This window comes from Corynebacterium sp. 122RC1 (genome assembly GCF_024580955.1).
Classification (GTDB): Bacteria; Actinomycetota; Actinomycetes; order Mycobacteriales; family Mycobacteriaceae; genus Corynebacterium; species Corynebacterium kozikiae.
Genome location: NZ_JANIKD010000020.1, coordinates 1 through 22,149 on the forward strand (window position 1 = coordinate 1; position 22,149 = coordinate 22,149).

At 60.3% G+C, this 22,149-nt stretch carries 23 protein-coding genes and 1 rRNA gene; 16 read left to right on the forward strand and 8 right to left on the reverse strand.

Annotated elements, in window-relative coordinates; translation table 11 throughout:
• Positions 1-103 precede the first annotated feature (103 nt).
• Positions 104-220, forward strand: a 5S ribosomal RNA gene (gene rrf / locus NQ050_RS09315).
• A gap of 75 nt (positions 221-295) precedes the next feature.
• On the opposite strand, the gene NQ050_RS09320 is transcribed toward rrf, so the two are convergent.
• Positions 296-1,282: a pseudouridine synthase gene (locus tag NQ050_RS09320; RefSeq protein ID WP_257039030.1), complete on the reverse strand. Its 987-nt coding sequence runs from the start codon at positions 1,280-1,282 to the stop codon at positions 296-298.
• Between NQ050_RS09320 and NQ050_RS09325 the strand changes: the two genes are divergently transcribed.
• The 4 genes from NQ050_RS09325 to NQ050_RS09340 all read left to right on the forward strand — a co-directional run bounded on the left by NQ050_RS09325 (position 1,281) and on the right by NQ050_RS09340 (position 3,984).
• Positions 1,281-1,412: a hypothetical protein gene (locus NQ050_RS09325; RefSeq protein ID WP_257039031.1), complete on the forward strand. Its 132-nt coding sequence runs from the start codon at positions 1,281-1,283 to the stop codon at positions 1,410-1,412. The two genes, NQ050_RS09320 and NQ050_RS09325, sit on opposite strands and share 2 nt — an antisense overlap.
• Positions 1,413-1,613: 201 nt before the next feature.
• Entirely contained in the window at positions 1,614-2,513 is a 900-nt protein-coding gene (locus tag NQ050_RS09330) for a universal stress protein (protein WP_257039033.1), read from the forward strand.
• 347 nt (positions 2,514-2,860) lie between these two features.
• Positions 2,861-3,124 carry a GlsB/YeaQ/YmgE family stress response membrane protein gene (locus tag NQ050_RS09335; RefSeq protein ID WP_257039035.1) on the forward strand — a complete coding sequence of 88 codons (264 nt, stop codon included), beginning with the start codon at positions 2,861-2,863 and terminating at the stop codon, positions 3,122-3,124.
• 221 nt (positions 3,125-3,345) lie between these two features.
• Complete coding sequence (locus tag NQ050_RS09340; protein ID WP_257039036.1) at positions 3,346-3,984, forward strand: TetR/AcrR family transcriptional regulator; 639 nt, start codon at positions 3,346-3,348, stop codon at positions 3,982-3,984.
• Here the strand turns inward: NQ050_RS09340 and yidC are convergent.
• Positions 3,981-5,201 carry a membrane protein insertase YidC gene (gene yidC / locus NQ050_RS09345; RefSeq protein WP_257039037.1) on the reverse strand — a complete coding sequence of 407 codons (1,221 nt, stop codon included), beginning with the start codon at positions 5,199-5,201 and terminating at the stop codon, positions 3,981-3,983. The two genes, NQ050_RS09340 and yidC, sit on opposite strands and share 4 nt — an antisense overlap.
• A 260-nt stretch (positions 5,202-5,461) precedes the next feature.
• Between yidC and NQ050_RS09350 the strand changes: the two genes are divergently transcribed.
• A complete protein-coding gene (locus NQ050_RS09350) occupies positions 5,462-6,298 on the forward strand; it encodes a class E sortase (protein WP_257039038.1) in 837 nt (278 codons plus the stop codon).
• Positions 6,299-6,303: 5 nt separating this feature from the next.
• Positions 6,304-6,456 carry a hypothetical protein gene (locus tag NQ050_RS09355; protein WP_257039039.1) on the forward strand — a complete coding sequence of 51 codons (153 nt, stop codon included), beginning with the start codon at positions 6,304-6,306 and terminating at the stop codon, positions 6,454-6,456.
• 23 nt (positions 6,457-6,479) lie between these two features.
• On the opposite strand, the gene NQ050_RS09360 is transcribed toward NQ050_RS09355, so the two are convergent.
• Positions 6,480-7,067 (reverse strand): DUF2020 domain-containing protein, encoded by a 588-nt coding sequence (locus NQ050_RS09360; protein WP_257039040.1) that lies wholly within the window; start codon positions 7,065-7,067, stop codon positions 6,480-6,482.
• Between NQ050_RS09360 and NQ050_RS09365 the strand changes: the two genes are divergently transcribed.
• Positions 7,066-8,355 (forward strand): sensor histidine kinase, encoded by a 1,290-nt coding sequence (locus NQ050_RS09365; RefSeq protein WP_257039041.1) that lies wholly within the window; start codon positions 7,066-7,068, stop codon positions 8,353-8,355. The genes NQ050_RS09360 and NQ050_RS09365 overlap by 2 nt on opposite strands.
• Positions 8,356-8,416: 61 nt before the next feature.
• On the forward strand, positions 8,417-9,055 hold the full coding sequence (locus NQ050_RS09370) for a response regulator transcription factor (RefSeq protein WP_257039042.1): 639 nt from the start codon (positions 8,417-8,419) through the stop codon (positions 9,053-9,055).
• Between the two features lie 24 nt (positions 9,056-9,079).
• On the opposite strand, the gene NQ050_RS09375 is transcribed toward NQ050_RS09370, so the two are convergent.
• Complete coding sequence (locus tag NQ050_RS09375) at positions 9,080-9,406, reverse strand: Lsr2 family protein (RefSeq protein WP_257039043.1); 327 nt, start codon at positions 9,404-9,406, stop codon at positions 9,080-9,082.
• Between the two features lie 199 nt (positions 9,407-9,605).
• Positions 9,606-10,244 (reverse strand): DUF6474 family protein, encoded by a 639-nt coding sequence (locus tag NQ050_RS09380; protein WP_257039044.1) that lies wholly within the window; start codon positions 10,242-10,244, stop codon positions 9,606-9,608.
• Positions 10,245-10,452: 208 nt separating this feature from the next.
• Here NQ050_RS09380 and NQ050_RS09385 point away from each other — a divergent pair, with 208 nt between their 5' ends.
• Positions 10,453-12,021 (forward strand): TM0106 family RecB-like putative nuclease, encoded by a 1,569-nt coding sequence (locus NQ050_RS09385; RefSeq protein WP_257039046.1) that lies wholly within the window; start codon positions 10,453-10,455, stop codon positions 12,019-12,021.
• Between the two features lie 27 nt (positions 12,022-12,048).
• On the opposite strand, the gene NQ050_RS09390 is transcribed toward NQ050_RS09385, so the two are convergent.
• Together NQ050_RS09390 and NQ050_RS09395 are read right to left on the reverse strand one after the other, a co-directional pair.
• Positions 12,049-13,770 (reverse strand): cupredoxin domain-containing protein, encoded by a 1,722-nt coding sequence (locus NQ050_RS09390; protein ID WP_257039047.1) that lies wholly within the window; start codon positions 13,768-13,770, stop codon positions 12,049-12,051.
• 173 nt (positions 13,771-13,943) lie between these two features.
• Positions 13,944-14,549, reverse strand: coding sequence for a superoxide dismutase (locus tag NQ050_RS09395; RefSeq protein WP_257039048.1), 606 nt, complete (start codon positions 14,547-14,549; stop codon positions 13,944-13,946).
• Positions 14,550-14,823: 274 nt separating this feature from the next.
• Between NQ050_RS09395 and msrA the strand changes: the two genes are divergently transcribed.
• Entirely contained in the window at positions 14,824-15,483 is a 660-nt protein-coding gene (gene msrA / locus NQ050_RS09400) for a peptide-methionine (S)-S-oxide reductase MsrA (RefSeq protein ID WP_257039049.1), read from the forward strand.
• Here msrA and NQ050_RS09405 read toward each other — a convergent pair.
• The gene (locus tag NQ050_RS09405) at positions 15,480-16,148 is read right to left on the reverse strand and encodes an HAD family hydrolase (protein ID WP_257039051.1); all 669 of its coding nucleotides are present in this window, start codon (positions 16,146-16,148) and stop codon (positions 15,480-15,482) included. The genes msrA and NQ050_RS09405 overlap by 4 nt on opposite strands.
• 95 nt (positions 16,149-16,243) lie before the next feature.
• Between NQ050_RS09405 and NQ050_RS09410 the strand changes: the two genes are divergently transcribed.
• The 5 genes from NQ050_RS09410 to NQ050_RS09430 all read left to right on the forward strand — a co-directional run bounded on the left by NQ050_RS09410 (position 16,244) and on the right by NQ050_RS09430 (position 22,020).
• Positions 16,244-18,835: a hypothetical protein gene (locus tag NQ050_RS09410; protein ID WP_257039052.1), complete on the forward strand. Its 2,592-nt coding sequence runs from the start codon at positions 16,244-16,246 to the stop codon at positions 18,833-18,835.
• A gap of 5 nt (positions 18,836-18,840) precedes the next feature.
• The gene (locus NQ050_RS09415) at positions 18,841-18,930 is read left to right on the forward strand and encodes a hypothetical protein (RefSeq protein ID WP_257039054.1); all 90 of its coding nucleotides are present in this window, start codon (positions 18,841-18,843) and stop codon (positions 18,928-18,930) included.
• Between the two features lie 233 nt (positions 18,931-19,163).
• Positions 19,164-20,117, forward strand: coding sequence for an L-lactate dehydrogenase (locus NQ050_RS09420; protein ID WP_257039055.1), 954 nt, complete (start codon positions 19,164-19,166; stop codon positions 20,115-20,117).
• Positions 20,118-20,312: 195 nt separating this feature from the next.
• Positions 20,313-21,026, forward strand: coding sequence for a glycerophosphodiester phosphodiesterase family protein (locus tag NQ050_RS09425; protein WP_257039057.1), 714 nt, complete (start codon positions 20,313-20,315; stop codon positions 21,024-21,026).
• 73 nt (positions 21,027-21,099) lie between these two features.
• Positions 21,100-22,020, forward strand: coding sequence for a DUF5926 family protein (locus NQ050_RS09430; RefSeq protein WP_257039058.1), 921 nt, complete (start codon positions 21,100-21,102; stop codon positions 22,018-22,020).
• Positions 22,021-22,149: the final 129 nt, after the last annotated feature.

Here is a 22,149-nt window from a genome sequence, read left to right on the forward strand (position 1 = left end):
CACAGAGAAGAATTGTTGATACGCCCGCGTCCACTATGCAGTATCTGACACAACACCCCACAAACAAAACAACAACTACAGCAACACAACAACAAAATGATGTGTCGGTGGTTATAGCGTCGGGGCCACGCCCGGTCCCATTCCGAACCCGGAAGCTAAGCCCGACAGCGCTGATGGTACTGCACCCGGGAGGGTGTGGGAGAGTAAGTCACCGCCGACCTAAAACTAAAAAAACACAAAAGATGATGCGGGGCGCCCCAACAGGCACCCCGCATCATTTGCATCTTCACACAATTCACCAGCTCCGCAGAGCCTCAAACCTCCGCGGCACACCGCTGAGTGGATCAACAAACTCCAGCACCTTCGCCGTCAAATGCATCGGCCGAGCATAATCCTCCGCCTCCAAAGGTAAAACCGTAGGATATGCCGGATCACCCAAAATAGGCACACCGGCTTGCAGCATATGCAACCGCAACTGATGCGTCTTGCCCGTCTCAGGCTTCAACACATAACACCCTAGAGAGCCGTCCACTCCATGCAGCTCCTGCAACTCCCGTTCACGCGCGGGTTCCAAACGCGAAACGCCGGCAACAACCGTAAACGCATTAGGCTCCCCATCAACAATCAACGCCTGCACTTGTCCAGGGGTTTTATCCATACGGGAAGCCCAGCGAGTGCCCGCAGTCACCGAAGCATCAAAAGCTGCAATAGCCTCATACGTTTTCTGCGCTTCGCGGCGAGCAAACAACTCTTGGTACGCGCCCCGCACGGCCTTGTGCTTGGTGAACACCAACACCCCAGAGGTTAGTCGGTCCAGCCGGTGGGCCGGGGCCAAATCGTCGAGTCCGGTTGAACGGCGCAGTTGCACGGTCGCAGTATTCACGATGTGCATACCCCTAGGCATCGTGGCCATAAACGGGGGTTTGTCCACAACAAGCAGGTTGGCGTCTTCAAAAATGATTTCGCACTGATAGGGAAGGGGCTTTTCGGGGAAGGGGATACGGTAGAACCAGAGGTCATCGTGCTCTTGCAGCACCGTTGTTGGTGTCGCCACCGCGAACTTCGGCCCGATGATGACCTCCTGAGCTGCGAAGCGAGCCTCGAGCCCTGCCTCGTTGTCGCCGTCGGCACGCCTTCTTTGCGTCTTGATGAGGTGCCATGCGAAGTCCCAGGCGGTGGCGCCCACGAACTCGGCGGGGACTCGCGCGCGGCTGGGGTTGAGGCCGTCTTTGATTGGCAGAGGGCTGCGCCCGAGGGGAAACTGTACTAGCCTATCTGCCATGGATTTAAATGCACTCCTTCAGCCGGTTGTTGACTTCTTTTCGCAGGGTATTGGCGCAGTGATTGCGCGCGTACTGCAGGCCATTTTCATGGTACTGTACCCCGCAAACGCCCCCGCAGCACACATCTAGGGCAGCGCCCTCGCCACTCGTAACCTGCTCATACTGCGCAGCGGATTCCCTATTGCGGGGGCTTGTCCTCTGGCAAACACTGGTCATGACCAGTTGCGTGGCGTTAGGATGAAGATAGTTCGCACCGCGCAGGCGGTCAAGGGGTTCAAAGGCCCGCCCCAACGTCGCAAAGGGCTGAGAAAGGGCAATGAAGGGTGAGTCATGTCCGTTGAAAATATCGTCGTCGTAGCAGTTGATGGGTCCGACGCCTCCAAGAACGCCGTGCGCTGGGCTGCAAACACCGCAAACAAGCGAGGGATCCCCCTGCGCCTAGCTTCTAGCTACACCATGCCGCAGTTCCTCTACGCAGAGGGAATGGTGCCGCCGCAAGAGCTGTTCGAGGAGCTCCAGGCAGAATCCATGGAGATCATCGAGGCCGCACGCAACATTGCGTTCGAGGTAGCCCCAGACCTCAAGGTGGGCTACACCGTTGCTGAGGGGAGCCCGATCGACATGCTCCTTGAAATGTCTGAAACCGTCACCATGATCGTGATGGGCTCCCGCGGCCTGGGCGGCCTTTCCGGCATGGTGATGGGCTCCGTCTCTGCGGCCGTAGTCAGCCACGCGCACTGCCCGGTGGTTGTGGTACGCGAAGACAACCAGGTCACTGAGGCCAACAAGTACGGCCCCGTGGTGGTAGGCGTAGATGGTTCCGACGTCTCCCAGCGCGCCACGGACTTCGCATTCCAGGAGGCGCAAGCTCGTGGGGCGAAGCTGGTGGCTGTGCACACGTGGATGGATATGCAGGTGCAGGCTTCCCTCGCCGGTTTGGCCGCAGCGCAGCAGGACTGGGAAGAGATCGAACGCGAGCAGACCGCGCTTCTGCATGAGCGCATCGAGCCTATGCTCAACAAATACCCAGGCGTGGAGGTGGAAATGGTGATTGCCCGTGACCGGCCGATCCGTGCCCTCGTGGAGAACGCTACCGACGCCCAACTGCTCGTGGTCGGCTCTCATGGACGAGGCGGGTTCCGCGGCATGCTGCTCGGCTCCACCTCCCGTGCACTGCTCCAGCAGGCACCATGCCCGCTGGTGGTTGTGCGCCCAAATGAAGGCGCCTAAATGCCGTTGATTGGGTGCAGAACAGGCGTGTAATATGCGCGTAAATGCAAGTGTTACATAATTGTTACAGCCCGCCTTTACCTACTGGTGAGGGCGGGTTTTCTGATAGTGGACAAGTACACAAGTTCCTATAACTGCAGCTTGAGAGGTGCAGCAACGTTGCGGTTCACGTAGGGTGGGGGAAGTTGGGAAACTTAACAATAATTTCTTGAGTCAAACTGTGTCCGCTCTGAATCGATAATAGATTGTTTATCGCTCGCTCAGATGTTCAGGACCTAAAAGAAACTTACGAATTGTTGATAATTCATTTCAACGTGAAATTGAAAACAAATTTTTAAGGAGTTGTTATGCCATCCCTCGGTTTTATCGGTTGGATTATCATTGGCGGCCTGGCAGGCTGGATTGCCTCCAAGATTAAGGGCACTGACGCAGAACAGGGCGTTCTGCTGAACATCATCGTAGGTGTTGTTGGCGGCTTCATCGGCGGCTGGCTGCTCACCCTCATCGGCTTCGACGTTGCCGGTGGCGGCTGGATCTTCAGCTTTGTTACGTGCTTGATTGGTGCAGTGATCCTGCTGACCATCGTGAATATGGTGCGCGGACGCAAGTAGGCGCTTCGCAGCACGCAAAGCCTCAGCCCGTATGGGCTGGGGCTTTTTTGCGCACTGGGGCACCTCAACAACGCAAGGTTCTCCTGGCTGGAAAGCCCCATCGGCCAATCAAACCGCAAAATACCGATTGAATAGACCGATCTGTTCGTTTATAGTGGAACGCAGTGCCTTATTGGGGCATGCACAGGTCTTCAACACGTCAAAGGCAAGGAGAAGCGTAGGTGGCAACCTCCACAGCGGCATCTGGTGCTAAGAAGAGTGCTTCGCGCCGCCGAAACCGCCCGAGTCCACGTGAGCGGCTCCTGCAAAGCGCCACCACGCTGTTTACCACTGAGGGTATCCGCGTGATCGGCATTGACAGGATTCTCCGTGAGGCGGACGTTGCCAAAGCCAGCCTGTACTCCCTGTTCGGTTCCAAGGACAAGCTGGTCATCGCATATCTTGAGGCCCTAGACGAGCAAGCGCGCGCAGACTACTACGCGCGCTGTGAGGGCATGAAGGACCCGGAATGGAAGATCCTCGCCTTCTTTGACCAGTGCATTGAGGAGCAGCCCAACGCGGACTTCCGTGGTTCGCACTTCCAAAACGCGGCGAATGAATACCCGCGCCCGGAAACGGAGACCGAGCGGGAAATCGTTGCAGTGGTCCACGAACACCGCCGCTGGGTGCTGCAAACCCTCACTGACCTGCTGGAGGAAAAGAATGGCTACCCTGGGGTGACCCAGGCACAGCAGCTCATGATTTTCCTTGACGGTGGTCTGGCCGGCGGGCGCCTCAACCGCAATTTGGATTCGCTGCGCACCGCTCGGGACCTCGCATTGCAGTTGTTGTCTGCTCCGCCAGCGGATTACTCCATCTAGTTCGACGTCTCGCTGCCGCGTGCCTCATCGTCTCCTGACCCCAAGTTCTCAGCCACCGTTTCATTAACTGCACCACGCTTCGCCGCTCGCTTCGCGCGGATCCGCTCCATGCGCTCATTCATGCGCTCTTTGGTGAGCTCTGACTCAATGGCGCTGCGCTGTTTACGGATCTCCTTCTTCCGCGCCTTCTCGGCGGCCGCGGCATCAATGCGTTCTTGTTTCAAATCCTTGAGCGCCTGGCGATGCTCCGCAGCCTTGCTTGGCTGGGTGATGCTGCGGATCCGATGGCTGCGCAGGGACCGCTTGTACGCGCGGAGTTCGCTGCGCCGCTGCTGGCGCTGGGCGCGTCGGGAAGCTTGGAAGTCTTTGTGCTCCTGGTCAAAGGGATAGCGCAGAGTGATGATGGTGTATACAAGCGCCGTTTGGAGGAAGGTCCAGGTGTTGTTGGCGAACCAGTAAAGGATGATGGCCACGGGGATTGGGCCGGTGATACCGATCATAAGGAGCATGAGGGGGGCGATCACCACGAAGGCCGCGAGGATGTTGTTCATCTTGACGTTGAACTCGATGTCGTGGTCCGTGGTGTAGCGGTTTCGGATCACGGAAATCAGCATGTTGATCATGGTGAACCCGCAGGCAGCGAGCAGCCACGGGGTGATGAAGTTCTGCACAGCCTCTTGAGTGGTACCCAGGCGGTTGAGGGCTTCGTCAGACATGGCGATGTACGCCGGCAGGGGGACGTCGTTGATCCGAACCTCCAGGAAGGAACGAACATTATCCGAGGTCAGTAGGCCAATCGGAGCGTGCTGCGCTGTGTCCAGGCCCTCGGTGGGGCGCGCCATGCGCAGCAACACCTGGTAAAGCCCCAGGAACACGGGCACCTGAATGAGAGCTGGCACACATCCGGCTAAAGCATTGTAGTTATACTCTTTTGCTAATTCTTTGTTGAGCTGGCGCTGCTTTTCAATGGATTCGCGGTCCGTTTTCTCGCCATATTCCTGACGGATTCGGTACTGGTGCGGGCGCATGAGCACCCCGAGCCGCGCGGACTTGCTTTGCATCCAGAAGAATGGCGCGATCAGGCTGCGCACCGTCACAACGAGCGCGAAGATGGATGCGATCCACGCGGTGTCCTCGGCCAACCCAAAAGTGCTGGTGAACAGCCAATGCCACAGGCGCATGATGCCTGATACCGGGTAGATGAACCATTCCAACATGGGCGTGAACGCTCTCCTTGCTCTGCCGCTCACTGCGGGTAGTGGGGGCTTCTGGTGTTGCTTCTCGGGCACTGTCTGGCACTGCCGACGCCGCCACGCGCCGCACCACTCAGCGTTGCCCGGCGCTCGCAGGGCCACAGGCACGGCTTGAACGGCTTAATACTACCCACAGCTTGCTGGGGCTACCGCTTTGTGAGCACAAAAGGCTAGACTGCAAGGCGCATGCTTTCAAGAAACTGTGAGGACAAGCGCTTTTCACTATGAGTACTTCAACCATCAGCGCGCCTGGGGGACACACGCAGAACCCACAGCCACGCCGTTCCAAGGTATCCATCTCCCAGGTCATCGGCGAGTTGTTGCTCACCGTGGGTGTGGTGCTGTTCCTGTTCGCGTTCTATGAGTCCTATTGGACCAACATTGCTTCCGGCAAGGCCAACGCGGCTGCGGACGCGCAAATGGAGGAGCAGTGGCAGAACCAGCGCGTGAACCCGCGCGGGCAGATTACCCCGGCGCTCGGTGATGCGTTTGCGCGCCTCTACATCCCCACCTTTGGCTCTGATTTCCAGTTCGCCGTAGTGGAGGGCACCTCTGATGAGGATTTGAACCGCGGCCCAGGGCGCTACGTGGATACGCAGATGCCGGGTGAGGCTGGCAACTTTGCCATCGCCGGGCACCGCGTGGGCAAGGGCGCACCGTTCAATGACCTTGGCAACCTGCAGACCTGTGACGCCATCGTGATCGAAACCCAAACCGCGTGGGAGGTGTACCGGGTGCTGCCGATCGACGCCCAAGGTGAAGCTCGCCGCACCGAGGCCCTGGACTGCTTCACCCCGGAGCAGACCGAGCGCATGATCAGCGGCGAATACGCCGGCGTGAACGGCCGCTACATCACCACTCCTGGTGATATCAACACCATCAGCGCGGTTCCCGGCACGGACATCATCACCGCGGACCCAGGCATGGAAAAGATGATCACGCTGACCACCTGCCACCCGCAGTTCTCAAACGCGGAGCGCATGATCGTCCACGGTATGCTCACCGATTCCATCCCCAAGGTTGGTGACGACTCCCGCCCAGCCGTACTCCAGGAGGCATAAACAACATGTACGGACTTTTCTGGCGCAGCCTGCCTGGGCCTTTCATCGTGAAGTTGCTCATCACCCTGGCGGTGCTCGTGGGGGTATTCTTCCTGCTCATGGAAGTGGTGTTCCCCTGGGTGTCCACCATGATGCCCTACAACGACGTAGCAGTCTAGGCAGCCCCGCCCCGGTATAGCAGTTACAATCCGAGGCGGTTGATAGCCTCCAGCGCGATGCTTTCCGCCTTCACAGACTGATTCTGGTTACTGAACACCACCACGGCGATGTTGCCCTTCTGTACGGCATATTTGGAGCCGAACTCGTTGCCGATGCGCCCGCCCATCCAGCCGTCTGGATCATCCGCGGGTGGGTTTACCGGCTCAGTCTCCGCGATCGGGGCGGCCCAGTTCACCACGCGAATCGCCGACTCCTGATCCGGCATATGACGCACAATCACCGTGGCCTGCGGCTCCTCGGGGTAGGACCAGAACACACAGGCGGGGGTGTCAAAGCGGGTGTCAATGCCTACGCCGGTCATGCGCTGGCCGTTGGTGTCTGCCACCCATTGCGTATCCAGGTACGGGCACTCTTCCCAGGACTCGCGTCCACCGGGGACCTCCGGGAGGGCGTCAATAGGCAGGCCCTGGTCAAGCACCGCGGCTTCAGAGGCCGACGCCACCGCCTCGGTTGCCTGCGCACTCGTTTCCGTTCCACTCGGTTGATTTCCGCAAGCGCTAAGCGCCAGGGCGGCGGTGGTGAGCACGGGAAGCAGTAAGGTACGAGTCATGGAATTCAGCCTAGAGTCTGAAATGGAAAACACCAACGCGGCTGCAGAAAGTAAGCGTGGGTGGTTCCGCCTCCCAGAGCTCAACCGGGAAGAAAGCAACATTTACTCCACCGCGCCAGGGGCAAACAAACTGGCGATGGCGGTGAACACGTTGACGTCGGTACTGCTCGTGGTGGCGCTGGTGCAGACGGGGCAGCAGAACCAGGCATTCATCGCGGTGGGTCTCACCGCTGCTTTTGCAATGGTGTACGCCACAGGCATGCTGCGTCGGGATACGCGCCAGGATGTCTCCGAGCCGTGGCTGCGTCTGCTGTGGATTGCGCTGCTCACCGCGGTGTGGGTGCTCATGCTGCCGGTGATTCCGGTGGCGGTGTACCTAGTGCTGCCCATGTACTTTATGGTGCTGCGCGTGATCCCGGACATCCGCGGCGTGGTGGCCATCGTGGCGCTGACGTTCATGGCGGTGATGAGCCGCTGGCCGGAGATCACCTTTGGCGCGGTGGTGGGGCCTGTGGTGAGTGCGCTCGTGGTGATCGGCATGCATTTGGCGTTCGTGGCTTCCTGGCGCGGCGCGAGGGAGCGTGAAGCGCTGATTGAGGAGCTGATGAGCACCCGTAACCAGTTGGCCGCAACCGAACGCGCTGCGGGTGTAGCGGAAGAACGCCAACGCATTGCCCATGAAATCCATGACACGCTCGCCCAGGGCCTTTCCAGCATCCAAATGCTGCTGCGGGTGGCTGAGCAGGACATCCTCAATTCCTCCATGTCCGAAGAGGAGCGCCTGCTTCCTTTGAAACGCATGGAATTGGCTCGCCAGACCGCGGCGGACAACTTGAGTGAAGCCCGAGCCATGATCGCGGCGTTGCAGCCGGCGGCGCTTTCGAAAACGTCCCTGGAGGGGGCGCTGCACCGCGCAGCGAACCAGGTGGTGGGCCCGGAAGTATGCATCCTTGTGGAGGGGGAGGAGCGCCAGTTGCCGATGCGCACGGAGGCGTCGTTGCTGCGGATCGCGCAGGGTGCGCTGGGGAACGTGGCAAAACATGCCCACGCCACCCGCTGCCAGGTGACGCTGACGTATGAGGAGGACGAGGTGCGCCTGGACGTGGTGGATGACGGCCAGGGCTTTGATCCCGCCGCCGTATCCAGTGAGCACGCGGGGCTGGGGCACATCGGGTTGGCAGCGATGCGCCAGCGCGCCCGCGAGCAAGGTGGTGTGCTGGAGGTGGAAAGCGCGCCGGGGGAGGGAACGGCGGTTTCGCTGGCACTGCCCATCAATCAAAAGGGGTAGACTTTAGCCCGTTATGTGGAACTGACCCCCAACTTTAGGGTGGGGAGGATGGAGCGAAGCGATGATTCGGGTGCTGCTTGCCGACGACCACGAGATCGTGCGCCTCGGGCTGCGTGCGGTGTTGGAAAGCACCACAGACATTGAGGTTGTGGGTGAAGTAGCCACCGCTGAAGATGCCATCGCTGCAGCTCAGGCGGGTGGGATCGATGTGATCCTCATGGATCTTCGCTTCGGAGCAGGCGTTGAGGGCACCAAGCTGCGCACCGGGGCGGACGCCACCGCGGAGATCAAGCGCACCATTGCGCAACCCCCGCATGTGCTGGTGGTGACCAACTACGACACCGACGCAGACATCCTCGGCGCCATTGAGGCAGGCGCGCTTGGCTACCTGCTCAAAGACGCACCCCCGGAGGAGTTGTTGGCTGCGGTGCGTTCCGCCGCTGAAGGTGATTCCACCCTTTCCCCCACGGTAGCCACGCGTCTCATGACTCGCGTGCGTACTCCCCGAACCTCGCTCACCCCAAGGGAGTTGGAGGTGCTGAAGTTGGTGGCGGCTGGAAGTTCCAACAAGGAAATTGGGCACATCCTGCTGCTTTCCGAGGCCACCGTGAAAAGCCACCTTGTGCATATCTACGACAAAATGGGTGTGCGGTCGCGCACCTCGGCGGTGGCGGCGGCCCGGGAGCAGGGTGTGCTGTAGGCTTTCGGCTTTTGGCCTTAAGGGTTAGGCGCCGGCCTGGAGGTACTCATCAATGATGTGCTGCGGGATCTTGCCGCGGGTGGAAACCTCGTAGCCCATGCCCTTGGCCCACACGCGAACCGCCTTTGGGTCGTACTTAGGAGAAAAGGCTGGGCGGCGGCCGGTGCTGAGCTTGCGTGCTGAGGAAAGGTAGGGCTCCAGCACCTCATGGAACTTCTCGGCGTTCTTTGCGGAAAGGTCCATTACGTATTCCACGCCATTGACGGTGAAGTTCACAATGTGCACTTCTTCCTCGGTCAATGGGGTGTTATCCAGGTCATCAAAATACTGGGTGATTTCGCGGCGCGCCATCAGTGGTCCTTCCTTAGTTTTCTGGGGAAAATAAGTGCTGTTCAACGATTGAACAAAGATGAATTTAGGCCGTACGCTCATTGATTATCAGCGTACGGCCTAAATAGTAGTCTCTGGAAAGCGCTTTCACCAAGCAATCAATAAAAGTGCTCCAAAATTGCTTGCGCACCAGTATCAGCAGGTGCCTGCAAAAGTGGATTTAGATTTGCTTTTGGCGCTTTTGCTGGATTTGCTTTGCAATCTGATCCAAATCGGCGCTGATTGCCCGAAGTGCGCGGGTACGCAATTCCGGAGTCATGTATTCAGCGTTGTTTGCGGAATCCTCCAGCTCCTCAAGGCGGTCTTTCGCGTCCTCTTTGAAGCCCTGGGGCAGGTTGGTGACCTTCAAGGAGGAACGCATTGCCTCAATGCGGGCCTTTTGTTCTGCGCCGTGGCCGGCAAAACGGCCGAGGTCCGCGCGGGAAACGCCCAAAGCGTTTGCCCGGCGCCCGTTGAGGTATTCGCGGATCGCCATGAGGCCGCGGAAAGCCAGTGGCAATGCCAGCGGGGCAATTGCGCGGGCGGCACCGGAGTAACGCATGACGGTGTCTTTATTAAATTTGCCTGCGCGCATTTGTTGGGTGAGCTCTTTGGCCATCTTTTCATCGTGCTTGCGCTTGCGCTTAAGGCCCTTGGCTTCTTCCTTTGACACGCGTTTCTCTGCCTTAGTGAGCAGTTTTGTGCGGCGCAATTCCAACTTGTGCGCCTCTTTCACCTCTTGGCGGGCTTGGGCCTCAGCGGCCTTAATCTTTGCCTTTGCATCGATGCGGGCGTTGCGGATTGCCTTGAAAATACCCATCTGTTCCTCATCCAGTTCCGGTTGTATGAACCAATTCCCCTAAAGCCTACTAGTCAGTCGCAACATTTACCGCCCGCCATACATAGTCCGCCTGTCACACGAACCTTGGGAACTGGGGTTGCAGTCCCTCAAGGCGTTAGGCTTGGAACGCAGACCCACGCACGAGCGTGGAGCTCAACTTCAACAATCCTCGCACAGCAAAAGACTTTTGGAGCAGCAGCCCATTTCAGCAGCAAGCATTGACCCCTTCACGCCAGCAGTCATCCAGCCGGCGGACCTGGTGGGGTGCCAATACCGGCGGGTGCAGCAGAGCCGTTTCCCTGACACCTCGCCCACCGAGCAGTCTGCGCTGCGCAAATTACGCCTGGCCACCGCCCGTGAGGAGGTGCTAGCAACCCTGCCAACCGCCCCCGCCAAGGGTGATCGCAGGAATTTCTTGCGCATTGACTTGGCGGGCAGCGACACCGAGGATGAGCGGGAGTTCGCCACCCTTGAAGCCCTGGCGGCGCGGGCGAACATTGTGACATCTGCGGTGCTGCGCGCGTCGATAGGCGACCCAGGCAGCGAAGGCAGCGTGCTGGTGGCGCTCGACGCCTTGATCCGCAGGGCTGACGGCACCTATATGCCGCTGCTGGTGAGCAATCACCGGGTGGCGCGGCCGGCAACGGATACGCGCAGGCAGGTGCGGGTGGTGGATACGTCGCGGCTGGGGCTCGGCGCGGGTTATACGGTGGGGGCGCGGCTGAAACACCACTCGATTGATTCCTTTACGCTTGCCGCGGCGGCGCGGGCGCTGGAGGAGCTGGGGCTTGGGTCGCGGCGTGGGGCGCTGATCGGGCAGAACCGCGCACAGGCCTACATTCTGAACACTGACCTGCTGCAACCCGGCCTCGACGCAGCACTGCGCATCCCTGCCGCCACCCAAGCGCGCCGCATCAAAGAATGCGTAGGCTGCCGGTTCTGGCGGCACTGCCAGCAGGAACTCCAGGCCCGTGACGACCTCAGTCTCTTCCTCCCCGGCGACCGCGGCCAAGCGTTCCGGGAGCAGGGCATTGAGACGGTGCAGGGGCTTATCGACGCACGCCTGGGCCCGCCATCGCTCTTGGCCGCCGCGTGGCGCGCCGGAATCCCCGTGCTCAAAACAGCTGATGAGGTGCAGTTTCCACGGTTCGATGTGGAAATTGACGTGGACGTGGAGGCATACCTTGACCAGGGTGCCTACCTCTGGGGCACGTTCGACGGCCGCAGCTACCGCCCCTTTGTCACCTGGGGTGGGCTCGGCCAAGCCGAGGAGGCGCGCAACTTTGCCAACTTTTGGGCCTGGTTGGTGGAGCAACGCCGCGCTGCCGCACAGGCGGGCAAATCGCTGGGCGTGTTCTGCTATTCCGCGCACGGCGAAAACCACTGGCTGAAGTTCTCCGCCCGGCGCTTCCACGGCAAATACCCCGACGTGCCCAGTGTGGAGGAAGTCACCGAGTTCATCAGCTCCCCGCAGTGGATCGACGTCTTTGCTTCAGTAAAGGCGCAGCTCGTGGGCCCGGAGGGTATCGGGTTGAAAGTGGTGGCGCCGCAAGCCGGCTACCACTGGGCGCAAGACAACGTGGACGGCGAGGCCTCAGTGGCGCTCTACCTTGAAGCCATCGGGCAGGTGGAGGGCGCCGATCCGCAAGCCGCACGGGATACCCTACTCAGCTACAACGGCGACGACTGCCAAGCCACCGCCGCCGTGCGGAAATGGCTGGCCGCGGGCGCGCCGGGTGCGCCGAAGCTCGGTTAGGAGCTTGGAGGGTCGAATCGCTGCTTCCTATTCAGGCACGACTTGCAGCGTCATCCCCTGCTGTCGGTGCCCGGCGATGGTGCACCAGCCTTCGATTGCCGCGTTGATCGCCCCGGCGGAGAAGGTGATGGTTTCACCGGGCAGTAGGCGCCCGGATTGCGCACCGTTGTCCAGGCGGAGGTCGTGGGGTTGATCGTCGTTGTTGACCAGCGTGATGGATAGCTCATTGCCCGCTGGCACTGTGATGACGTCAGGCGCAAAGTGCATCCCCGTCATCTCTACCGTCACTTCAGTCACTGGCCCGCCGCTGGATCCCGACGCCGGCAAAGGAGCAACGGGCGCGGCAAGCCCACCGAAGCACGCCACCACCAGCGCCAGTGTGGCCACGCCTAGGCTCACCTGGTTGTAGCGTGGGGAATCCGGCAGGGCAATCGGTTCGCGTTTCTTGCGAATCACCCCGAGCTGCGCGCGCACCGCCTGCGGCACCAGCAGCAGGAACACCGCCAATGAAGCGAACACCAGCAGGGAAAGCGCCACCCGCAACCACGACTGATCCGCCAGCAACCACAGCGCCAAACCCACATTGAGCAGCGTTGCCCGCAGCAAACCTGCACGCCCCATCACAGCCAAACCGGTGCGCGTAGCCGCGGGACCCCCGCCGATGTTCGAAGGCAGCAGGAAACTCAGCACGCTGATCAGTAGTTGCGCAGCGAACCCCACGAGCAGCGGCAAAGTGGGCAATGCAATGTCTACCACCCGCTGCGCCTGGAGCGCACTCACCGCGCAGGCCCCCAGACCGTACAGCAGCCATAGGGGAGCGAGTCCGACGCCCACAGCGCTGTAGGAAATGCGGTCGCGTGGGTCGTGCAGCACCGTGCGCACGCAGTGCAGCCAGGAACGCCCCGCCACGAGCCAACCCGCCGCGTACAGGATGAGGCCCGCGGCTGCCGCCTTGGGGACGTCGGCAAGCGCTGCTCCCGTTGCAACAGTAACGCCGAGTGTCATGAGCCCCAGCGCAGAACGGATGTGTTCCGGACCGGCTTGGGTGCGCCAGAGGGTGGGGAAGAGCACCATGAGGGAGGCGAAGGCCGTAAGCCCCACGAAGCCCAGTAGGTTCACCACCAGGTGTGCGAGCAGAAGTTTTTCTTTGTCCCAGGCCTCGGCGGCCATCATTGCCCCGAACACCGCGCCTATTGGCAGGCACGCTGCGGCGATAATGTAGGTGCTTACCAGGTGGCGGTAGCGTTGGCCACGCGAGCTGGCCCGAAACTGCCAGCCCAGGTAGCAGGCGTGGAACAGCAGCGAGCCGCCAACCACCGTGGCGCCAGTGGCAGTCACCGGCCACAGGTTGGCAAGCTTTCCGACGAGCGTAATTGCGATACCCGCATTCAGAATCCAAATGCGCCGCACCTGCCACGCACGGCTCTCCTCTGGCAGGCGGGTATGCAGAAAATTCTCTGTGAAATGCTGCGACCACAACTGGATAGAGTTCGTGACCGCACCCAAGGTGAACAGGTGAATGAGCAGCCAGCGGTACTGCGGAATTGCCCAGTGGAACAGACCGACCACCACAATGAGCGCCAACCAGATCTGCACCGGCCGGCCAGCTTTGCGATGCCACGCGTTTGCACGCAGGCGTTTGCTGGATTGGGAGTGCTGGCTCGGGCCGTCTGTGCCGTTGGGGCCGTGTTCCGTCGGGGTATGGAGGGCCGGTGACACAGTGGGGTGGGGCAGGGGACTGGTGCTCATGCAACGCAATCTACCCACGCGGGCGCACAAGCTAAAGCCAGTGGCCTCGGTCGTGAGAAATGCCACCGAAGACGGGCATCATTCGCCATGGCGCCTTGCGCCCAAGGGCCCAAAAAGGCAAAACCCCGCCGAAGCGGGGTGATGCCAGCGCTGATGCGCGCCTTTTAGGTTTCTTACTTGGTTGCAGCCTCGTAACGCTTTGCAACCTCGTCCCAGTTGAAGACGTTCCAGACTGCCTCAACGTAGTCAGCCTTCACGTTCTTGTACTGCAGGTAGAAAGCGTGCTCCCACATGTCGAGCAGCAGGAGTGGCTCGAGGTCGATGGAGAGGTTGCCCTGCTGGTCGGTCATCTGCTCGATGACCAGGCGCTCGCCTACCTTGTCGTAACCGAGCACTGCCCAGCCGGAACCCTGCAGGCCCAGGGCTGCTGCGTTGAAGTGAGCCTTGAAAGCATCGAAGGAACCGAACTCAGCGTTGATTGCCTCAGCAAGAGCGCCGGTTGGCTCGCCGCCACCGTTAGGGGAGAGGTTCTTCCAGAACAGGGAGTGGTTGGTGTGGCCACCCAAGTTGAAGGCCAGGTCCTTGGACAGGGCGGTAACTACAGCGGCGATGGAGCCATCCTTGCGAGCAGCCTCAAGCTTCTCCAGTGCGGTGTTTGCACCGTTGACGTAGTTCTGGTGGTGCTTGGAGTGGTGCAGCTCCATAATCTCGGCGCTGATGTGGGGCTCGAGAGCGTCGTATGCGTAGTCAAGCTCTGGCAGGGTGTACTTCTGTGCCATGATGATCAATCCTTCCGGATGTTCGTTGTGCTAATTTTCGCTGTCCCGAGCAGTGTGGCCACCCCAGCGAGTGTGCTGCGGCCGCCACATTGGGGGCATGTCAACCATGATAGGTCAATGCTGGAATTTCGCAACAAAAATATTGGGGAAGGCTTTTGACGTCCAGCGGAGGTGTCACCGGAAGGCATCATGGAATACTGCAGGAAGGTGCAGCGCTGTAGGAAAAGCCTGAAACGCCTCGCCGCACAATTTGCCGCAGAATATAAGGAGCATCATGGGTTTTCTTTTCCCGCCAATTCAGCCCCACCTGGTAGACCCTGAGCAGGCCCTGAAAGGTGGGAGCATGCCGGTGCTCGCTGAGCCGAAGCCGCACACGGTGCTGGGCACCCCCATTACGGGGCCTTGGAAGCAAGGTCAAGAGGTGGTGTATGTGGGGCTAGGCTGCTATTGGGGTGCAGAAAAGATGTTTTGGGAAACCCCCGGCGTGGAGTCCACCTCAGTTGGTTTTGCTGGAGGTGTGACGCCGAACCCCACCTACCGGGAAGTGTGCACGGGGCGCACCAACCACACGGAGATCGTGGAGGTTGTGTATGACCCCACCCAAATCAGCTTCGATGAAATCGTGGTGAAAGCCCTTGAGGCGCATGATCCTACTCAGGGTTTCCGCCAAGGCAATGACGTCGGTACGCAATACCGCTCCGCGATCTACACCGCCACCGTGGCCCAAGCCCAGCGCGCCCAGGAGATCGTGCAGGCCTACGAGCCGGCCCTGCGCGCGGCGGGCTACAGCGGCATCACCACCGAGGTCCTTCCGCTGGCCGAGACCCCGGCCGGCGCCTACTACCGCGCAGAAGACGAACATCAGCAGTACCTGGACAAAAATCCGCTGGGGTACTGCCCGCATCATTCCACGGGTGTTGCCTGCGAGCTCTAGAAGAGTTCATCAAGGGTGCCGACGCCCACAACGCCCGCAGGTGCTTGCGGCGCGCCGGGGCGCTGCAGGTACACCGCCTGCCACCCGGCTTGGAGCGGCGCGAGGACGTCGTTTTCTAGGTTGTCACCCACCATGGTGATGTTGCTGGTGCCAAGGAGCTGGGCCACCTTGGCGTAGGCCTGCGGCTGGGGTTTCGGGTGGCCCAGCTCCACCGCTGCGAATACTTTGAGCCAGGGGTGGGCAATGCCTGCGTGCTCCATTTTGCTGAATTGCATCTCAAAGCCACCGTTTGTGAAAATACCCACCGTAGCTCCCGTGCGGCGGGCGCGCTCTAGGGCGCTGGGGGCGTCGGGAAACGCAGTTGTTGCAGCCAAGTAGTGCGGATAGAAGCGCTGTAGCAGCTCCAGGGCTTCTTCTTCTGGGAGGTCGGGGGCGTTGAGGTACTCCCGGACGCGGCCGATGCGCTGGCCCAGATAGGTGGTCTCTCTGCGCTCGAAGCGCTTGTACCAGGCGATTTCGATGGAACGCCAGCGTTCAGGGTCTGGAGTGCCCGGGGCGCCGATCTCCTGATGCCAGGCGATTGCCCCAGCGTGGGCGGCGTGGGCGGAGTCAATGAGGGTGTCATCCAGGTCAAAAAGGATGGCTGCGGGGCCGGGAGCTGACATGAAGTACAGCCTAGCGGCGCGGTTTGTGCGTAGCAGGCCTGCGGTGTAGGTTTGGTGCTTCGCTAAGGAAAATCTCAGTTTTTAAGGAACTGCTTGTGAAGTCTCAGTCCCAGGAGCACCACCGCCTGCGCCGCCGTATCTTTTCCACCGTGGCTTGCACCGCGCTGGTCACCGTTGCGCTACCCGTCCATTCTTTTGCCCAAGACGCAACCGAAACGCTGAGCGCCACCGCGGGCCCAGAAAACGTTGCCCCAACTACGGAGATCCCAACGGATCATTTGGCCGCGCAGCATGAGCGAGTTCAAGGCGAGACCGAGCGCAACCTCTTGGACTACCCGACCAGCACCGCGACCACTACTGTGGTTGCTCCGAGGACGCAGGAAGATGAGGATGCTGAGAAGGCTGTGCCCATCTCGGAGGATGAGGCTGTGCCCATCTCGAAGGATACGGACACGGTGGACCGCGATGCTGATGCCGTAGCGCTGCGCGGGTATGACGTTCCCGCTGCCTCCGACACCCCTGCTGACCCCGGCGAGTTCGGCGCTGCGGGCAATGAGTTCAACCGCGGCACCTCCGGCAAGGCCATTGGCTCCGGCAAGTGGGGCTACGTGGGTGACCTGCAGCAAAGCACGGTTCCCGATGGCCGGCCGTACATGTACTACGGCCTGGGTATCAATGATGCGACTGGGGAAATCTACGCCACCTCTAACGCAAAATGCCGCACCATTTTTGGGTTCGACATTTGCCTTGGCGGCACCCCTGCAGTGTTCGGCTATGACGCAGTAAATCCCAAGGCGGGCCAGTACGCCGGCAATGGCTTCTTCAACGCTACCGAAGACTCCGCGAGCGACGGCGTTGGTGCGCCCGTTGGTGATGGCGACGTGTTTGAAAGCCCCACCGGCATGACCTTCCAAACCCCGCGCGGCGTGTACGTGGATTCCACCTCCGGCAACGTGTGGATTGTGGATTCCAGCCGCAACGGCTACACCCAATTTGATGCCGATGGCAACGTGATCCAATCCTACAAGCCCACCGGAGCTGGAGCACTTACCGAGCCCTACGGCATTGATGCATACGGCAATGAACTGTTTGTGACCTCCTACAACCAGAAGATCAATGTGTATGACAAGGCAACGGGCGAGTTCAAGCGTTCCATTCCTACCGCGCAGGCACCATGGGGCATGTCCATTGACCAAAACACCGGCAACATCTACGTTGCAATGCACCAATACCAGCGGTCCATCCGCGTGTTTGACCAGCAGGGAAATCGCTTGCAGGACATCGTGATCCCAACGGATTTCACACGCAACGAAGATGGCACCATCACCGCCACCGCCGCACCAATGGGTGATGACGCCGCATGGCGCGAGCGCGGCCACGCCTTTGGCGTGACCTTTGACGAGGAGCGCAACCTCATCATCGCGTGGGACCAAAACGGCCAGTCCCGTGACGCATTCAAGGGCGTTACCGACGCAGACGCCGTGGATTACACCGATAACGGCGGCAGAATCTGGTTCTTCAATGCAACCACCGGCGTGCCGGAAGATGTACTCCAGCTCGACGTAGACAACCTGGGTAACCTGTGGAACGGCAGTATTGGTAAGCAGTCCCCACGCGGCGTGGTGATGGACTCTCGCGGTTTGGTGTACGCCACCACGCAGCAGTGGGATGGCACGGATCGCGACCCACGCGTGATCTCCCGCGTGCAGATTTACGGCAAAACCCCAGGCTCAGTGACCGACGCTAAGGCAACCATGTTCAACCGGGTGAACACCACCCAAGCCACTGACGCGAACGGTTCGCTCATCTTTGATGAGCAGGGCAAACCTGTGATGGAAGACCAAGTGGAGTCCATCGCACAGATTCGCTGGGTAGACCCAACGCCCGAGAAACACCAGACGGATCTCAAGGACGTTGTGGTGGAGATTTCCTACGATGACGGCAAAACGTGGACTCAGTACAGCCAGGCCGCTGCGGCGGGTGCGGAGGAAATTTATGTTGCCGTGCCTGATGCTATGCGCAACAAGACCTACTACTTCCGCCTCACTCCTTTCAATGAGGCCGGCTCCGGTGATCCAGTGATTGTGGCTGCTGGTCTTGGAGAGACCAACATGCGCATCAACAAGGCCGCCCAGTTGGTGGATCGCAACGGCAATGGCAAGGCCGATGCTGGTGAAATCATCAACTACACCATCACCGTGAACACCGATGACGTGCTGGAAAACATTCAGGTCACCGACCCGATGTTCGATAAGGGCAGCTTGCAATGCAACAACGAAGAGGTGCTCAACATTCTGGACCGCTCTGAAACGCTCACCTGCACGGCGTCCCACACCGTCACCGCGCAGGACGTTAAGGATGCGCTGGCGGCGGATTCACTCATCCACAACACCGCCACCGCCACCGCAGACGATGCCGTGCCAACCGATACCGGTGAAACCGATTCCAAGGGCAATCCAATCGGGAAAAAGTTGAAGCTCGCTGTAGCTGACTCCGCCGAGGTGCCAGTAGCCGAAGAGGTAGAGATCCCAATCATTCCGCTGCCCATCCCAGTGCCAAATCCGTTTACCCCTGATCAGCCGGTTTCTCCGGACGCTCCGCAGCCATCCGCGCCAGCCGCTCAGGCTCCTCAGGCTCAGGCTCAGGCCGCAGCGCCGGTGCGCAAGAGCTCGCGCAAACCGGTGTAGCCGGCATGATGGGTATTAGCGCTGCCGCTTTCGCATTGGTTGCAGCCGGCGTGCTGGTGCTGCGCCGGGAAAGCGGGCGCCACAACGGCCAGTAGTGCCTATGCGAAACATCAACCCCCGAGGAGCAGTTCAGAGTGTGCTTCTTGGGGGTTGATTATTTTGAAGTGCGGGTGGGGCTGAGGCGGTGGCGTCGGTAGGCGGAGTCCGTGGGGAAGACTGTGGCGAAGACCGTGGGAAAATCTGTGAAAAATCCCTCAAAACGGGCATGAAACCAATTAATCGGGCATAGTTGGGGGTGAATCATTTTCTGCGGAGAGAGGGTCGCTTCATGAAGAAGATCGTTGGAAACAAGGTTGTGCTGATCGGCGCCGGCGATGTTGGTGTTGCTTACGCTTTTGCTTTGGTGAATCAGGGCACCGTGGATCACCTGGCGATTATTGACATCGACGAGAAGAAGCTCGAGGGTAACGTCAAGGATCTGAACCATGGTGTGGTGTGGGCACAGTCGCGCACCCGCGTCACCAAGGGCACCTACGCTGATTGCGAAGACGCAGCAATGGTGGTGATTTGCGCTGGCGCTGCCCAGAAGCCTGGTGAAACCCGCCTGCAGTTGGTGGATAAGAACATGCACATCATGAAGTCCATCGTGGACCAGGTAATGGCCAACAACTTTGACGGCATCTTCCTCATCGCTTCCAACCCAGTGGACGTGCTCACCTATGCCGTGTGGAAGTACTCCGGTTTGGATTGGCACCGCGTCATTGGTTCCGGCACCGTGCTGGACTCCGCACGTTTCCGCTACATGCTGGGCGAGCGTTACGACGTTGCCCCAAGCTCCATCCACGCCTACATCATCGGCGAGCACGGCGACACCGAACTCCCAGTGCTTTCCTCTGCCACCGTGGCTGGTGTGTCCATGCGCAAGCAGCTTGAGAAGAACCCAGGCCTGGAGGCCGAGCTGGAGAAGGTGTTTGAGGAAACCCGCGACGCCGCCTACAACATCATCGAGGCTAAGGGTTCCACCTCCTACGGCATCGGCATGGGCTTGGCCCGCATCACCCGCGCTGTGATCCACAACCAAGAGGTGGCGCTGCCTGTTTCCGCGCTGTTGCAGGGCGAATACGGCCAGGAAGACATCTACATTGGCACCCCAGCGATCATCAACCGCCGCGGCATCAACCGCGTTGTGGAGCTGGAGCTCACCGACCACGAGATGGAGCGCTTCACGCACTCCGCCAACACCCTGCGCGCCGTGCAGGAGGAGTTCTTCCCAGCGAAGTAAGCCTGAACTGGCCTACCTCACCAGGGCTATTGGGCCCGCATTACCCCAGCCGCGCTGTGAACCTCTGCGTGCTGGGGTGTTGTTCTTTGCTCACCCGGAGGCGGGTGCAGGCAAGTATCCGCGGGAAGCGGTTTTCTTGCGGTCGGTTTACAATAGGCAGCGGTTTGTCAGCCAAGTGTCAGAGGGATTGAAACCATGCACATCATTGCGCACCGAGGATTTCGGGGCCACTACCCAGAGATGTCCGAAATCGCGTTCCGGAGTGCCCTTGAAATGCCCATCCACGGTGTGGAGTGCGATGTTCGCCTCTCCGCAGACGGCCAGGTGGTGTGCAACCACGACGCCACAATGCTGCGCACTGCAGGTGACCCGATGCGCGTTTCCAGGGCAACCGTTTCCCAACTCAAGCGCCTCAACATTGGCACACAAGACGAGGTGCAGCGGGTGCTCACCCTTGATGAGTTGCTGGACATCATGGAGGATTACCCGGACAAGCACCTCTACATTGAAACCAAGCACCCAGTGGTCACTGGTCCCATCCTTGAGGAGCAGGTGGCGCTGCGCCTGCGCTACCGTGGCTTGTTGGAAGATCCGCGGATTCACATCATCTCATTTTCCCACGCCGCTATCCGCCGCATGGCGGCATTGGCGCCGCATCTTGACCGCATCTACCTGCGTCGGGAATGGGAGCTGCGCTACAACCCACGTGACTTCGGCTTCTCCACCCCCACCGCCAAGGGCCTGTCCGTGATGCGTGGTCGCCTTACGCCGTCGCTGATTACCAGCGGCAAGAAGGGCGCGTACATGTGGACGGTGAATAAGGAAGAAGACATGCTCTGGGCCAAGGAACAGGGTGTTTCCATGATGGCCACGGACTTCCCAGACATTGCGCTCAAGCTCTTTGGCTGATGTTGAACCGCCACCCCGGCCACTTGGATTGCCCGGCTGGGGTAGCCGCCGGGGAAACGGGTAAATTGGTGGAATGGCTAAAAAGAACCGCAAGAAGGACAACCTGCCTGAGGGCATGAGCCGCCGCCAGGCAAAGCTCGCTGCTCGTGCGCAGGAACGCGCTGCATTTGAGAAGGACCCGCGTCCATACGCCGAGTACCCTTTTGAAACCACCCTGGTGGCGGTGCAGGAATTCGTGCCTTCCGCTACCGTGAAGGTTTCCGTTGTGGACTCCCCGCGCGATGTTTACCTATGTACCGTGCTGCCAGGCGGCGCTGCTGCGTTGGTGCGTGAATACGGTGAAGGCACCAGTGATGATGCGTTTGTGGCGCTGCAGACCCGCAACCGTTCCAACAATCCGGGCCGTGACCTGGCGTTTGCGCTGAACTGGGCGCGCAACGCCAAGCCGGGCCAGACGTTGGAAACGGGCATTGCCGACGGCACGCAGCCGCCGCTCACCGAAATCCTCGACCCGAAGGGTGAGTTCGAGGTTGTGGAGCACCACGACTTCGCGTGGTGGTTCCCAGCCGGGGCAAGCAGTAACCCGCAGGTTGCGCAGATCCTGCAGATGGCTAACGACTCCCTGGTGCCCTCCGAGCGCGTGGAGGCCGATGTACCCGGCACCACCTGGTGGGTCAACCCCGGTGGCAAGGCGCACATCCGTTGGGTGCGCAGCGAGGCCGAGGACGTGCTGCTGCCAGCACTCGCAAGGATCGCGGCGCGCGGGGAACTCAAGCTGGGTGATGAAACCAAGTTCGCCGGTGTATTCCGCACCAACGACCTCATGGTTCCCGTATGGGACCTTGAGCCGGAGCGCGAGCCCGCAAGCTACAAGGAAGACCTGGAGGCGCTGGACGCCAAGATCGCCGCTGAGCTGGAGAACACTGCCGATCTGAACGCGGAGGAGCGCAAGCAGCTCGAAAACATCAAGTCCAGGCAGGTCACAATCCGCTAGACTCGCTATCGCTTGCAGAGAACACGCGCTTGTATAGAACTCGCGCTTGTATAAAACACGCGCAGCGCAGCAGTGAGCCGTAATCGCACCTGGTGGGGGAGGCCCCTCCACCACTGGCGCGATTACGGC